Consider the following 14,701-nt stretch of genomic DNA (forward strand, 5'->3'; position numbering starts at 1 on the left):
TAATATTACATTAACCATTAACTGCTGTGGTCAACCACGATCAGCCATTTACCATTGATCTTTTTAAACAGGAGGGTATAATGCCCGCTCACATCGCCAACCTGCCTGGCGAGCGCCCATTTGCCCAATACAAAATAAGTATCCGCAGCAATGGGCTGCACTTTGAGTATGTTGAATGTTAACCGGCCCATGTTCGCTGCATCGGGGTAATTCTTTTTGTAGTTTTCCAGGGTACGTTTGTAACCGTAGGTAACGCCGCTTTTGCCTACAAACATGAGGCTGTCGTTGTTCCAGTATCCTTTCATAAAAGCGTCTATGTTGCCCTTGTTCCATTCAACGGTTTGTTGGGCAAGCGTGTTGCGGATGGCCTGTTCGTCTTTGTTTTGCGCGTTCAGCGCCAGGCACAGAAAAACTGATAAAACGGTAAGGATGGTTTTCATTGCTGGTGGTTTATGGGTGAGCGTCTTATACAGGGAAGCTACTGATAAAACAGACCAATACCAATACTCACTTCAAGGCACGCACCATATCCCTCTTTCCCCTGGGGCCCGGGATCTTGGTGACCGTAAAACCCGCAGCCTGCATGGCCCTTCGTACGGTTGTTTTGCTTGAATAGGTAACAAGCACGCCGCCTGGCAAAAGCATGCTGAATAATTTTTCAAATACCTCCTGCGTCCACAATTCAGGCTGGTCCGTGGGGGCAAAAGCATCAAAATAAATGCAGTTTGCCTTTGTGCCGGGCAACAGGTCGTCCAGTGAAATGTTCTTTTTATGAAGGGTAAAGAATGGTCCGATGGCAATGTCTTTCTCCCATTCTGCCTTGTGTAACGCAAGAAAATTTTCTTCTGCATGTAATAATCTCCCGTGGTTGATCTTTTCAAATTCTTCCTGCGTGAGCGGGTATTTTTCAACAGCGGTGTAATGCACTTTTTGTTGTTGTACGATAGCCTCCTGCAAAGTAAGCAGCGCGTTAAGACCCGTGCCGAAACCAATTTCCAGCACATTTATGGTATCGTGTTGTGAGGTGCCGTGCAGGTAAGAAAAACCGGCATCCAGGAACACCCAGCGGCTTTCGGCAATGGCGCCGTGGTGACTATGATAAGTCACATTTGTTTCCGGGATGGCGATGGTGTGCGAGCCGTCTGCGGTGAGTTTGATTTCTCTTTGCATGCGGCTGTAAAAATAATTAACTTAACCGCATGGAATACGTTGCGCATTTACAAAAAGACAAGAAACTGGCGAAGGTATTGGGCGATACGGTGCATGAGCTCAGGCTGCAACCCAATATTCCCGTGCGCATGATGGCGAGTATTATGAGCCAGCAGCTGAGCACAAAAGTTGCGCGTGTTATTTTCAACCGCTTTCTCGACCTGTATAAGGGAAAGGAACCCAAACCGCAACAGGTGCTCGATACGCCGCACGAAACCCTGCGTGCCATTGGTTTGAGCAACTCGAAAGTTACGTACGTACACAATGTTGCAGCGTTCTGTATAGAACACAGGATCACGGATAAGAAGTTGATGAAGATGGGGAATGAGGAGATCATCGATCTTCTTGTCCAGATCAAAGGCATCGGGCGTTGGTCCGTTGAAATGCTGCTGATGTTTGCACTGCAGCGCGAAGATGTTTTTGCAGTGGATGATCTGGGTATACAACAGGCCATGACCAGGATCTATAAACTCGATCCATCGGATAAAAAAACGATGAAAGAAAAGATGCTCAGGTTATCCGAAAAATGGAGCCCCTACAGAACCTATGCCTGTTTGCACCTCTGGCGGTCGATGGATGAGAAATGATATTGCCGGATCAAACAGGAATGCCGTTCCCATCATGCAGAGTTCCTCGCAGCGTTGATGATGCCGAACATGCTTCGCGTGATCAGTTTTTCATACACCTCTTTCAACGCAGGATCCGTTTCGGCTGCGTGTAATTGATACATCGCATATTGCTGTATCGTAAGCAATGGCAGTACGATTTTATCACGCATCTGTATAGAGGCGCGGCCCGTTTTATCATCCTGCATCAATTCTGTTGAATCGGATAGCTCCAGAACCAATTTTGCAGTGAGGTCGAATTCGTTCTTGATCAGTTGCCAGATCTCCCCGAATTCGGGATCGTCTTTGATGTATTGCGTGAGTGCGAAAGTAGATTTGAGCATGCTCATCATGCTGTTGTCGATCAGCGTTCTGAAGAACAGTACGTTTCGGAACATGGCCTTGATGTCTTCCCAGTTCCCTTTTTCTTTCATCTGCTGTAATGCGGTGCCCACGCCGAAATAGCCCGGTACATTTTGTTTGAGCTGGCTCCAGCTTCCTACAAACGGTACGGCGCGGAGATCCTCGAAACGCAGCTCACCGCTGCCGCGTTTGGCCGGCCGACTGGCGATGTTGCTTTTGCTGTAGTAGTTCAGCGGGCTGAACCGCTGCAGGTATGAAAGAAACAGCGGGTGTGTTTTGAAAGACTGGTATACACCGTAACTGATCTTCCCCAATTCGTCGAGCAAGTGCCGGTCGTGTTGCGAAAGTTGCATGCGTGTGTCTGCAAACAATTCATTGCTCAATCCAGCGCTCAATAGTTGTTCGAGGTTGTATTGAGAGGATTGTATGGTTCCAAAATTGGAGGTGATGGTTTGCCCTTGTATGGTCAATTGTATCTCTTCATTCTCGATGTTGTTGCCGAGTGATGCATAGAATTTATTTGTCTTTCCACCACCACGCGAAGGCGGCCCGCCGCGCCCGTCAAAGAATTTTACTTTGATCTGGTGCTTGCGTGATATGGCCGTGAGGCTTTCTTTGGCAGTGTAGATGCTCCAGTTTGCCTGCAGGTAACCGCCGTCTTTTGTACCATCGCTGAAGCCGAGCATGATGGTTTGTTGCTGGTTTCGCAATTGCAGGTGTTGTTTGTAAACGGGAAGGGAATATAAAAATTCCATGATGGCCTCTGCTTCGTGGAGGTCATCGATGGTTTCAAAAAGCGGAACGATGTCTACGGTGAGCGATCCGGCTTTCCATCCGCACAAACGGAACAAAGCGTATACCTCCATCATGTTTACCGTGCTTTGGCAGTTGCTGATGATGTAACGCTGGCAGCCCGTGCAGCCGTTCATTTGCTGGATCTTTCTGATCACGTAAATACTTTGCAGGGTATCGCGCGTGATGCCCTCGGCAAATGTTTCAGGGTCCAGTTCGTTTTCGAGGGAAGTAAGGATCTTTATTTTTTCTTCCTGCGAGAGGTCTGCGTAGTTACCGGGGAAGATGCCTTTGCCATCCTTTGACTTCAGCTGCTCATGTACGTCGGCAAGCACTTTTGTATGAATGCGGCTGTCCTGGCGCACATCAAGCGCGGCAAAATGTGTTCCGAAGATCTTTACCTTGTGTATAAGGCTTTCAACACGCGATAAGTATAGCGAATGGTGTTTTTCCTTGATGAGGGCGCGGATGTTGTTTAGTTGTTGCAGGAGATCCTGGGCCGAAATATGCTGGTTGTCTTTCGGGCCAAAAACATTTTGGTAAAGTTGCTGTTCGAGGTTGTGGATCATCACATCCACACCTGTAAAAGTGAGCCTGCGAACGAGTTTGCGCACATCCCTGTAGTAAGAAACGATGATGGCACTGCGCAGGGCCTCGGCCACCTTGAGGGTGATGTCTGCTGTTACAAACGGGTTGCCATCCCTGTCGCCACCCGGCCAGAACCCGAGTTCTATAAAAGGGTTGTCGCCCTCATAATTGTTTTCAAATACCTCCCTTTCGATGTAGTTGTAAATGTTCCCGATGGAAGTATAAAGAATGTTCTCGAGGTACCACATCAGGTTGAGCGCTTCATCGTAAGGCGTAGGTTGTTTTTTATTAAAGAACGGCGTGATGCCTAGCTGCTGTATGTAGGAGTTGATGGTGTGGAAATCATTTTTGCTGATGGCATCGCTCATGTCGTGGATGATGCCCAGCACACTTCCCGGGTAAAACTGTGTGGGATGGGCCGTAAGTACAACACGCACCCTGAATTTGCGCAGTTTGTTCTTAAGTGCCGCGGTTTTGCCTGCGAAGGCGGCTTCGCTAACAAGGGTCTTGAGACTGCCTGCGCCATCCATATTGTGAACGGTGGTGAATGCGGCGTCTTCAATGGCATCAAACAAAACCACCTGCCGCTCTATGTATTGCGCGAATTTGAAAAGGCGGTCGATCTTGTCGGCATCTGAGGTAACATTGGTATGTTGTTCAAAAAAATGATCGATGATCTGCATGGGTGTTTTGCCCTCGGCATAACCCTCTATACAGGCCTGCAATAAAATGGGTAACAAAGCCCCCACATTGGCAATGCCCGAAAAAGGCAACGCCGCAAACAGGCTGTTGTAGATGGTGTATTTATCCGTTACGTTGCGCTTGAAATTGGTGGTATAAACAGAAGACGACATAGTTTGCTGAAGTTACTTCATTTGCGTAAAAAGAGGATGAACTAAAACTGTGTGCCGCGCTAATGAGTGTTAGTTGACACGGTGCGGGGCTGGCATTAAACTTTATGCTTTTGATCGTATCCAACTACTGTTTGGTATATTTATAAAAAAACCTGCATGCATCCAGACGATAAGGAATTATTGTTCCAGTTTCAGCAAGCCGGTACAAAGGAGAAAGCGTTTACCGCGATCGTCAAAAAGTACCAGGAAAAATTGTATTGGCACGTGCGCCGCCTGGTGGTGGACCACGACGATGCAAATGATGTGCTGCAGAATGTTTTTATCAAAGTGTGGAAGGGTCTTGAGAACTTCAGGGAAGACAGCCAGCTGTATACCTGGTTATACAGGATCGCAACCAATGAGGGGCTGACCTTTCTCGAACAACAGAAAAAGCGCAGCACGGTGAGCCTGGAAGACGACGACGGCGGCCTGGGCAACAAGGTAAGGTCAGAAGCCGATTTCGATGCCAATAAACTGGAATGGCGCCTGCAGGTGGCCATCCAGCAACTGCCGGAAAAGCAGCGGGTGGTATTCAATCTCCGTTATTACGATGAGATGCCTTACCACGAAATGAGCCGTATCCTCGATACCAGTGAGGGTGCGCTCAAGGCGAGCTACCACCATGCGGCCAAAAAGATCGAGGAATTCATTAAAAATTATTAAACCTCCGGGCTTTGGGATGGTCTAAACCCGTGTAAACAATGGAAAACAGGAGCCAAATAGAACAGGAACTCGCGGAAATCGGCGTAAACATCGCCGCATCCCGGTTCATAAACCCGTACCGGGTGCCCGCAGGCTATTTTGATGCGCTGCCCGGGCAGGTGCTGTCTGTTGTTACAACCGGTGCCTTTTTGGATTCGGCCCGGACACAGCCTTTCAGGGTTCCGGCCGGATATTTTGAGGGATTGGCGGCGGATGTGCTCGGAAAGATCAAAACCCGTGAAGTTGTGAACGAGGTGCGTGAAGAGCTGGAAGAAGTGGCCCCGCTGCTGAACACGATCAGCCGCAACGAGGTGTACAAGGTTCCTGCAGGGTATTTTGAGTCGGCAGGTTTTGCAACCGCGATGGCCGGGAAAAAAGAAGGGAAAGTGATCACGCTCCGCATCGCCCGTAAATGGATGCAATACGCAGCGGCAGCGGTAATGGCGGGGGTTTTGGTGATGAGTGCGTTTGTGTTTACCGGCAGCGGGCCAAAACGTGATGACGGAAATATTGTAACTTCGGAAATGAATGCAGTAAGCGAGGGGGATCTCGAAAAATACCTCGATAACCCTGAACATTTTGTGGCGGCGCCGGCGGCAACCTCATTTGCCACAGAATCGGACCTGGCCTATGTAAAAACAAACATCGCGCAGTTGAGCGATGATGAATTGAACCAATACCTGAGCAATAACGCCGAACCATTTGAGCCAGCTGTTTCAGAAAAGGAATAAAAGCGTATGAAAAAAACATGTTACCTGGTACTGTTGATGCTCACCGTTCTTGTAACGGCGGAGGCGCAACCGGATGGCAGCCAGCCAACCCTCGACCCGCCGCGGATCGCAGGATTGAAAGTTGCGTTCGTAACCCGGCAGCTCGCACTCACAAACGAGGAGGCACAGAAATTCTGGCCCGTTTACTACAGCTATGTGGCGGAACTGAAAAAGGCAAAAAACGGTCAGAAAGAAGATGTGATCGCACTGGAAGAAAATATGCTCAACGTGCGTAAAAGATACAAAGGTGAATTTAAAAAAATACTGCTCTCCGACGATCGTGTAAACAAAGTCCTTACCGTAGAACGCGATTTTTCGAACGAGGTGCGCAAGGAATTATTGAAACGCGCTAAAATGCGTACCTCAAGGGGCAGGATCCTGGGCCCCGAGAAACAATAGGTTTCGCTGGCCCGTAACCTTACGGGTAAACCGGGGATTTGATATCGTGGTAAAATAAAAACGTCCATCCTTCTTTCTGCCCCTGGTCCCACCACTGCTGGCGCAGCTCCATGCATTTCTTCCCGTCGAAATCGTATTTGGCCACGAAGCGGCTTTTCATCTGTTGCAATTGCGGCGCTACATCGCCACCGAAGAATACTTTTTTCCCGTCCTGCTCTATCCAAAAAACCTGGTGAAACTTGCTGTGTGCGCCGGTCATTTCATAATGGATGTAACCGTCGATGGTTCCTTTGTCGTCGTTCAGCCAAACCACTTTGCTGAAGTCGCGGAGCATTTCAAAGTCTTCTGTAATGTACGATGCGGTGCCAACACCCATGGCATAATCAAATTCCCTTTGCTGAACATACCATGTGGCGTATGGAAAACTGATGAAACGATCGGAATGCTGCTGGCTTTTTATAGTGATGCCGCCCGCATGGTCCTTGTGCAGGTGGCTCATAAAAACTTTTGTTACCTGCGAGGGCTGGATGCCGGCTTTTTCAAGGTTGGCATGGAGCTGGAACTTTCCATCCGCATCGTTGTACCCAAGGCCCGTATCCAGGAGGATCACATCATGGTCGGTTACAATGGCGAAGGGTTGTATCTCTACCAGTAAGCTTCCTGCGGGGCGGCTGTTGAGTTCTTCTGTTTCGGGATCGAAAGGAACGAAGACCTTTGTTTTGTCGATGGTAAAAGCGCCTTCTGAAAGCGGGATTATTTTCATTCGGGTTTTTTTGATCGGTCCGTGGTTACCTGAGCACCATCTGCCTGTCGGCATCCAGCCTCAATAAAATAAATATCAATATGGTAAAGGTAAGCAACGATGATCCGCCATAACTGATCAGCGGCAACGGGATGCCCACGATGGGGAACAACCCGATCGTCATGCTAACGTTCACGGCAATGTGAAAGAAAAGGATGCTTGCCACGCTGTATGCGTACACACGGCTGAAAGTACTTCGTTGCCGCTCCGCAATTTTTACGATGCGCAGCAGCAGGAAAAGATAAATACCGAGAAAAACGAAACAACCGATAAAACCAAATGCTTCACCAAGTGAAGTAAAAATAAAATCGGTGCTTTGTGCCGGCACATACTTACCGCGTGTTTGTGTGCCTTTCATAAATCCTTTTCCTTCTACTCCGCCTGATCCGATGGCGATCTTACTTTGGCGCACGTTGTAATCATCCGGTTTGCGAGCCGCTTTTTCCCCTGCTTTTCTTTCTGCTTTTTTGTTTTTACTGCAATCGTACTCTTTACCTACCATGCTGTAGATACGGGTACTCTGGTAGCACTCAAAAACATTGTTGAAAATATAAGGAACCACAAAACGTTGCGTGCCCACGCAGAGAAACCAGATACCAACGATCAATATCAGCAGGCGCTTGCTTTTCCGCAACTGGTAGCGCAGTACAAAAAGTATGAATGCTGCGATCAGTGTTAATGAGATGGCAAGTATATTCGGATCAACCACCAGCGTTGCAATTACCAGGATGGCAAACGATGAACCAACGATCAATATCTGCGAAGGCAGTCCTTCGCGGTACATACAGATCAAAAACGAAGAGTATACCAACGCAAGCCCTAATTCGTGCTGTGCAATGGAAAGCGCCGCGGGCATAATGGCCAGTGCGCCTGCGATGAGTTGCGATTTAAGTTTGCTGAAATCGGTTTCGGGGCGCGACAGGTATTTTGCCAATGCGAGGGCCGTAAATATTTTACACAACTCGGCCGGCTGCAGGTTAAATCCGCCGCCGAGCGGTATCCAGCTTTTTGACCCGTTCACATTTTTGCCCAATACAAAGGTGGCGAGCATCAGCATGATGCCGAATGCATACAAGAGGTTTGCAAATGCGGTGAAGAGCTTGCTGTCGGTCAATAAAATAAAGGTGGCAAATATGGCGCACACACCTGCGAAAATGAGCTGTTTGCTGTACGTTGTTTTTCCCCCGAGGAAGGTGCCCAGCCAGCCGCTGTCTGCGCGGTACTCCACCATAAAAATGCAGAGGATCCCGATCGATACCAGTATTGCATACAGCCAGACAATGGTCCAGTCTACTCCGTTCGATATATTGTTGCGGTTGCTCATCTGGCTGTGTTCCTTTTGTATTTTTTCTCATCCGGCAAGATCCATGCGGTAACGCGGTCTGTTTTACGCGCCGGTACTTTTTTCACGGGTGGAGTGGCGGGTTTGGCGGGCAGGTCGGGATCAACGCTTTCGTCGATCGCAGAATCGGCAGCTTCCTTCTCACTTAATTTCTGCTCCAGCAATTGCCTGTTTTCTTTGATGCGCCTGATCGAGTCTTCCCTTGCCTGTTTTGCCAGGATCTTTGCCTGCATTACCGGTGGTATGTAAACGCGGTTGGTGTAATCCAGCTCCATCGCTTTTCTCTCCGCGCCGCGGATGGAATCTTTCAGGTATTTCTCGATCATCAGGCTCGCGATCGGCGCCGCAACACGCGCACCCTGGTCTGAGTTCTGCACAATCACCGCAATGGCTATTTTCGGGTTGTCGCGCGGCGCAAATGCGCCGAAGAACGAGTGGTCGGGTTGCTTAACATCCTTCCCGTTTATCCTTGCATAGTTTTCTACCGTACCTGTTTTTCCGCAGATCACGATGTCGGATATTTTGGAGCGTACGGCCGTACCGTAATTCACCACGGCCTCCATTCCATCCTGCACGGCAGTGTAGATCGAATCGGGTACCCTTCTGTCTGTGTAATGCTTTTCCCTGAACTTATCCAGCATATGAAATTCGTCGCCGCCTTCGATCGAGTCTACCAGGTGCGGTGTATAGTACCAGCCGCGGTTGGCAATAATGGCCATAACATTGGCGAGCTGTGTAAGCGTGGTCAATACTTTTCCCTGGCCGATGGCATTGGAAATAAGGTTACATGGATATAACCTTGGCCCAAACTCTTTGCGGTAGTTCTGTGCAACCGGCATCAATCCAGCCTGTTCGGCGGGAAGGTCAACGCCCAATTTCTTTCCCAGGCCAAAGGAGTTTGCATACACGTTAAAAGCGCTCAAGGCACTGTCTGTTCCAGGGAACTTGCGTTGTTCGAGAAATCTTTTGTATACGGTCGAGAAATAGCTGTTATCGCTGTGCGCAACGGCGTCTGTAAAACGGAACACGCCTTTGTCGAGGCATTTGGGTTTGCCATTACCGCAGCCGGTGAAATACCCGGGGCACGAAACAGTAGTATGTTCGTCGATAACGCCTTCTGTGAGGCCGATGATGCCTACAACGGTTTTGAACGTGGAGCCCGGCGAATAATAAGTGCCGATGCCCCTGTTGTTAAACGGTTCACGCGGATCGCCAAACATTTCGGCAAAATGTTTGCCCTGCTCACTGCCGGTTAAAAAGTTCGGGTTGTAGGTGGGCGCACTGATCATGCAAAGGATGCCGCCGGTTTTGGGGTCAATCGCAACAATGCTTCCCACTTTGTTGCTCATGAGTTTTTCACCGAGTTTCTGCAGTTCAACATCCAGGCTCAGGTGCATGTTTTTCCCTGCAACTGCGGCGGTGTCGTATGCGCCGTTCTCGTAAGAGCCCTGTATGCGGCTTTTGTTGTCGCGGATGTAGTTGGTAACACCGCGCTGGCCCATCAATACTTTTTCGTAATAGGCTTCGAGGCCGGTTCTTCCTGCGTAATCGCCTATCTGGTAGCCCTCGTCTTTGTGGCGACGGAGATAGGAGCTGTCTACTTCACGGATGTATCCCAACACATGCCCTGCAACTCCGTAAGGGTAGGTTCTGATGGAACGCAGCGTAAGCGAGAAGCCGGGAAATTTGTAAATGTTCTCATTCAGCCTTGCAAACATTTCATCGGTAAGAAGGGGTTGAAAGATGCTTGTCTTCACGTAGCCGTTCCTGAAAATAAGGTCGCGGATCTTTTTTTTGTAATCGGCGGTGTCCATATTCAGGAGCTTGCAAAAGGCCATCGTATCCATTCCCCTAGTTTCGGAAGGAATGACCATCAGGTCGTAGATATTCGAATTCTCTAGTATGGCCCTGCGTTTGCGGTCGAAGATGATACCGCGGTCGGGGTAAATGACCTTGCGTAAAATGGCATTGTTCTCAGCGGCGAGTTTGTATTTCTGCGAGAAGATCTGGAGGTTAACCAATTGCCCGATGATCACTAAAAACACCACGGCGAATATGATCTGCACAATGCGACCCCTGCTCTGATTGAATACCGGCATACCTGTTGACTAAAAAAGCGATGAAATAACTGCGTGAAGTAATGGTTACAAAGTTGATGGAAAGAATGGATGGTTGTATCAGTTGCAGAAAAAATATTTCTTAAAGATCGAAGGGCCGCCGGCTTCAGCGTTTTTACCCATGCGCCCTGTACCTTCCCGAACGCGGGAAAAGCAGTTCTACCAGGAAGATCATGAGCAGGCTGATGGCCGTGGTGCCGGCCACTTTTCCCAGGAAATAAACAAAATTCCCAAACTGCAGCCATTCTATCAATACAAGGTAAAAATGGTGCGCGAAGCTGAGGATGCCCACGTAGAGAAAATACGGCGCCCATCCCATGCTTTTGCGGCTGGGTTCCACATAGCTCTGTTCTGCTGTGTCTTTGGGGATGAGCAGGCTCAAAAGGTAGGGCCTCAGGTAAGCGATCAACACGCAGGGAGCCGCATGCAGGCCGGGTTTTGCGGCGGGGCCGATAAAATAGTCGAGCGTTAATCCAAAAAGAAAACTGATGATCAGCAGCGAGAAACGGTTGATGTTGAACGGCAGCCAGAGTATAAAGAGGAAATAGATATACGGAACGATGAAATGGTGCAGCGGCGGGATCTGCAACAGGATGTACACCTGCACCACGATGAACAGCACAAAACGGATGATATTTTTCAGGAGGGTGCTCATGGTTTGGTACCGCTGTTTTCTAATTGAACCTGCTCGGTATACCTTGCATTCTCAATAATGTTCACGTACTGTATGTTGAAGAAATTGGTTGCGGTCTTTATTTTCAGCGTGTAGAAATTGCTGGACGATTCTGAATTGATCTGATCTACCGTACCGATCATCATTTTAGGCGGGAAGTTGGCCGAGTAGTTGCTGGTGAGCACCGTATCGCCCTTTGCCACCTTGGAGCCTTTGGTTACATTTCTCAGGATGAGAAACCCCGGCTCCACGCCATCCCATTCAACACTTCCGGCGCTTTCGTCTTTTTTGAGCATGGCGCTCACTTTACTGTTGCGGTGCAGCAGGCTCATGATCTTGCAGTAGTTGGCGCTGGTTTCAACCACCACGCCCACAACGCTGCCACTGGGGCCCGCAACGGCCATTCCCTTGGCAACACCCTGGCTGCTGCCACGCTCGGCCATGATGTAGTTGGCCTGCAGGGTGTAGGTGTTAGACACCACCTTTGCCGGCAACCAGGTAAACTTGCGCACCCGGCCCAATGTATCGCGCACCAGTGTATCTACCACCTGCGTCTTCGAAACATCGGGTGTAATGTAATTGGTGGAAAGCATATTGCGCAGCCTTGCGTTTTCTTCTGCAAGCTGGCGGTTGGTCTCTTTCAACCTGAAATAATCACTGAAACCGCTGTATTTTTTATTGATCCCCCCCGTAACCTCGTTTGCGGCCGAGGCAAAAAAGGTTTCGTGCGTTTTACTCGAACTGCTCAGCATAACGATAGAGATCACCTGCAGCAGCAAAAAGCTGAGAAAAGCGAGGTAGCGGCGTATGAAGAGGAATATGTTTTTCAAGGGAACAACTGTGGGCTCCGAGCCATGAGTTTTGCGCTTTGATCGATTAAAGTCGCAGCGTATCACTCACAGCTCACGGCTGGTTTATCGCATTATAAAAGGAAAACGCTGATAATTTTTCAAAGCCAACCCTGTACCGCGCACAACGCTCTTTAACGGGTCGTCGGCTACATGTACAGGAAGTTTGATCTTGGCGCTGAGCCTTTTGTCGAGACCGCGCAACAAGGCCCCACCGCCGGTGAGGTACAGTCCCCTGCGGTAGATATCTGCCGCAAGTTCAGGTGGTGTGGTTTCAAGCGCCTTGAGAATAGCTTCTTCGATCTTGAAAATGCTCTTGTCGAGCGCCTCGGCGATCTCCTGGTAGCTTACCATGATCTGTTTGGGTATACCGGTAACAAGGTCGCGGCCATTTACGGGCAGGTCGTCCGGCGGATTATCCAGGTCTTTCATGGCAGCGCCTACATTGATTTTGATCTGTTCTGCGGTGCGCTCACCAATGAGCAGGCTATGGTAACGGCGAAGGGCCTCCATGATGTCTGCGGTAAATTCATCTCCCGCAATACGGATACTCTGGTCGCACACAATACCCGCGAGCGCGATCACCGTAATACCGGTGGTTCCACCGCCGATGTCTATGATCATGTTGCCAACAGGTTCTTCCACATCAATGCCGATACCCAGTGCGGCGGCCATTGGTTCGTGGATCATATAAACCTCTTTCGCGCCGGCCTGTTCGGCACTGTCGCGTACGGCACGTTTTTCTACTTCTGTGATCGATGATGGGATACAGATCACCATTCTCCAGCTTGGCGGGAAAAGTGGTTTTTTGGGATAGATCATCTTGATCAGCTCCCGGATCATCAACTCCGCAGCGTTAAAGTCTGCGATCACACCGTCTTTCAGCGGGCGCACCGTCCGGATGCTCTCGTGCGTCTTCTCGTGCATCATCAACGCTTTCTTTCCCACGGCCAGCACCTCTTTCATATTGTTGCGGTTCAACGCAATAATCGAGGGTTCATTTACCACTACCTCATCGTTGTGAATGATCAGGGTATTGGCCGTACCCAGGTCCATGGCAATCTCTTGTGTAAAAAAGTTAAACAATCCCATTGTATATAAAAAGTTCGAATGTGTTAAGCAATGACTGCAAAGGTGACTGAAATAGTGGAAATAACAAAGCCAAAATACTGAAAATAGTTAGAAGTTAGGAGCCAGGAATTTGGCGCGGGAATTTCTGAGGTGAAAGAGCCTGTTGATTCCTGGCTCCCAACCCCGGTTTTTAACTGAATTCGTAGCCGATGTCTTTCCTGTAATTCATTCCTTCGAATGAGATTTTTTCCAATACTTTTTTTGATTTTGCAACAGCTTCTGAAATATTATTTCCGTACGATGTTACTGCAATAACTCTGCCACCATTTGTTACAACTGTTTCCCCATTTTGTTTGGTGCCCGCGTGAAAAATTACCGAGTCTTCTGCCTGCGCATTTTCGAGACCGCTGATTGCAAGTCCTTTTTTGTATTCGCCCGGGTAACCGCCACTCACCGCCATTACTGTTGCACAGCTCTGCGGATAGAATTCTATGTTGGCGTCGGCAAGTGTACCATTGTCCATTGCCGCGAAAAGCCCCACGATATCTGTCTGCAGAAGTGGCATCACCACTTCCGTTTCCGGGTCGCCCATACGGCAATTGTATTCTATTACAAAAGGTTCGCCGTTCACATTCATCAACCCGAAAAAAACAAAACCATGGTAGTTTAATTTTTCTTTTGCCAGGCCGTTGATGGTTGGTTTGATGATCCGCTCTTCTACCTTCTGCATGAACGCCTGGTCCATAAAAGGAACGGGGCTCACGCAACCCATGCCACCGGTATTTAACCCGGTATCTCCTTCGCCAATACGCTTGTAATCTTTTGCATGGCCGATCACCTGGTACACTTCTCCATCGGTCAACACAAACACACTTACCTCGATGCCCTGCAGAAATTCTTCGATCACCACTTTGCTGCTGGCATCGCCAAATTGTTTGTTGATGATCATTTCTTCGAACACCTGCAGCGCCTCTTCGTGCGAGGCGGCGATCACCACGCCTTTGCCCGCTGCAAGGCCGTCTGCCTTCAACACCACAGGTAACCTGTGTTGTGAAATATACCGGTTGCCATCTTCAAAATTTTCGCTGGTAAACTCTGCATAACCGGCGGTGGGTATATTGTGACGCTGCATGAATTTTTTACTGAACGCCTTGCTGCCTTCGAGCTGTGCAGCTTCGGCAGAAGGCGCCACCACGGTAATGTGCCGCAGCTGTTCATCCTGCTGAAAAAAATCGTACACGCCTTTTACAAGCGGTTCTTCGGGGCCCACAACGAGCATGTTTATTTTTTCTTCGAGACAAAGGCCTTTGATCGCCGCAAAATCGGTTACCTGGATGTTTACATTGCTGCCAAACTGCGCTGTTCCTGCATTTCCGGGTGCGATGAACAGTTTATCGCAATGGTGGCTTTTCGCCATTTTCCAGGCCAATGCATGTTCGCGGCCGCCTGAGCCGAGGAGGAGGATATTCATGGCGCGAAAATAAGCTGTTAGCGGTTATGCAAGCCACAAGCCGGTTCTTATTTCCG

14 protein-coding genes are annotated in these 14,701 nt (G+C 49.1%); 4 read left to right on the forward strand and 10 right to left on the reverse strand.

Annotated features, from left to right (window positions below):
• Window positions 1-17 precede the first annotated feature (17 nt).
• The gene (locus GWC95_RS01790; RefSeq protein ID WP_161816955.1) at window positions 18-440 is read right to left on the reverse strand and encodes a YybH family protein; all 423 of its coding nucleotides are present in this window, start codon (window positions 438-440) and stop codon (window positions 18-20) included.
• 67 nt (window positions 441-507) lie between these two features.
• Window positions 508-1,170 (reverse strand): tRNA (5-methylaminomethyl-2-thiouridine)(34)-methyltransferase MnmD, encoded by a 663-nt coding sequence (gene mnmD / locus GWC95_RS01795; protein WP_161816956.1) that lies wholly within the window; start codon window positions 1,168-1,170, stop codon window positions 508-510.
• Between the two features lie 29 nt (window positions 1,171-1,199).
• On the opposite strand from mnmD, the gene GWC95_RS01800 reads away from it, so the two are divergent.
• Window positions 1,200-1,796, forward strand: a complete 597-nt coding sequence (locus tag GWC95_RS01800) for a DNA-3-methyladenine glycosylase family protein (RefSeq protein ID WP_161816957.1) — start codon at window positions 1,200-1,202, stop codon at window positions 1,794-1,796.
• 32 nt (window positions 1,797-1,828) lie between these two features.
• Here the strand turns inward: GWC95_RS01800 and GWC95_RS01805 are convergent, their stop codons facing one another.
• On the reverse strand, window positions 1,829-4,411 hold the full coding sequence (locus GWC95_RS01805) for a phosphoenolpyruvate carboxylase (protein WP_161816958.1): 2,583 nt from the start codon (window positions 4,409-4,411) through the stop codon (window positions 1,829-1,831).
• Window positions 4,412-4,567: 156 nt separating this feature from the next.
• Between GWC95_RS01805 and GWC95_RS01810 the strand changes: the two genes are divergently transcribed.
• From GWC95_RS01810 to GWC95_RS01820, 3 genes are read left to right on the forward strand one after another with little or no spacing between them, the layout of a single operon-like run.
• Window positions 4,568-5,113 (forward strand): RNA polymerase sigma factor, encoded by a 546-nt coding sequence (locus GWC95_RS01810; protein WP_161816959.1) that lies wholly within the window; start codon window positions 4,568-4,570, stop codon window positions 5,111-5,113.
• A gap of 38 nt (window positions 5,114-5,151) precedes the next feature.
• Window positions 5,152-5,883, forward strand: coding sequence for a hypothetical protein (locus tag GWC95_RS01815; protein ID WP_161816960.1), 732 nt, complete (start codon window positions 5,152-5,154; stop codon window positions 5,881-5,883).
• A 6-nt stretch (window positions 5,884-5,889) separates the two neighbouring features.
• On the forward strand, window positions 5,890-6,321 hold the full coding sequence (locus tag GWC95_RS01820; protein WP_161816961.1) for a hypothetical protein: 432 nt from the start codon (window positions 5,890-5,892) through the stop codon (window positions 6,319-6,321).
• Between the two features lie 19 nt (window positions 6,322-6,340).
• Here the strand turns inward: GWC95_RS01820 and GWC95_RS01825 are convergent, their stop codons facing one another.
• The 7 genes from GWC95_RS01825 to purD all read right to left on the reverse strand — a co-directional run bounded on the left by GWC95_RS01825 (window position 6,341) and on the right by purD (window position 14,645).
• Window positions 6,341-7,084 carry an MBL fold metallo-hydrolase gene (locus tag GWC95_RS01825; protein WP_161816962.1) on the reverse strand — a complete coding sequence of 248 codons (744 nt, stop codon included), beginning with the start codon at window positions 7,082-7,084 and terminating at the stop codon, window positions 6,341-6,343.
• 25 nt (window positions 7,085-7,109) lie between these two features.
• Window positions 7,110-8,447, reverse strand: a complete 1,338-nt coding sequence (gene rodA, locus GWC95_RS01830; RefSeq protein WP_161816963.1) for a rod shape-determining protein RodA — start codon at window positions 8,445-8,447, stop codon at window positions 7,110-7,112.
• Window positions 8,444-10,564 (reverse strand): penicillin-binding protein 2, encoded by a 2,121-nt coding sequence (gene mrdA, locus GWC95_RS01835; RefSeq protein ID WP_161816964.1) that lies wholly within the window; start codon window positions 10,562-10,564, stop codon window positions 8,444-8,446. The genes rodA and mrdA overlap by 4 nt, the downstream gene beginning before the upstream one ends.
• A gap of 133 nt (window positions 10,565-10,697) precedes the next feature.
• The gene (locus GWC95_RS01840) at window positions 10,698-11,237 is read right to left on the reverse strand and encodes a rod shape-determining protein MreD (RefSeq protein WP_161816965.1); all 540 of its coding nucleotides are present in this window, start codon (window positions 11,235-11,237) and stop codon (window positions 10,698-10,700) included.
• A complete protein-coding gene (mreC, locus tag GWC95_RS01845; RefSeq protein WP_161816966.1) occupies window positions 11,234-12,085 on the reverse strand; it encodes a rod shape-determining protein MreC in 852 nt (283 codons plus the stop codon). Before mreC ends, GWC95_RS01840 begins: the two co-directional genes overlap by 4 nt.
• An 84-nt stretch (window positions 12,086-12,169) precedes the next feature.
• A complete protein-coding gene (locus GWC95_RS01850; RefSeq protein ID WP_161816967.1) occupies window positions 12,170-13,195 on the reverse strand; it encodes a rod shape-determining protein in 1,026 nt (341 codons plus the stop codon).
• 169 nt (window positions 13,196-13,364) lie between these two features.
• The gene (purD, locus tag GWC95_RS01855) at window positions 13,365-14,645 is read right to left on the reverse strand and encodes a phosphoribosylamine--glycine ligase (RefSeq protein ID WP_161816968.1); all 1,281 of its coding nucleotides are present in this window, start codon (window positions 14,643-14,645) and stop codon (window positions 13,365-13,367) included.
• Window positions 14,646-14,701: the final 56 nt, after the last annotated feature.

It is taken from the genome of Sediminibacterium roseum, from assembly GCF_009939005.1.
GTDB classification, from domain to species: Bacteria; Bacteroidota; Bacteroidia; order Chitinophagales; family Chitinophagaceae; genus Sediminibacterium; species Sediminibacterium roseum.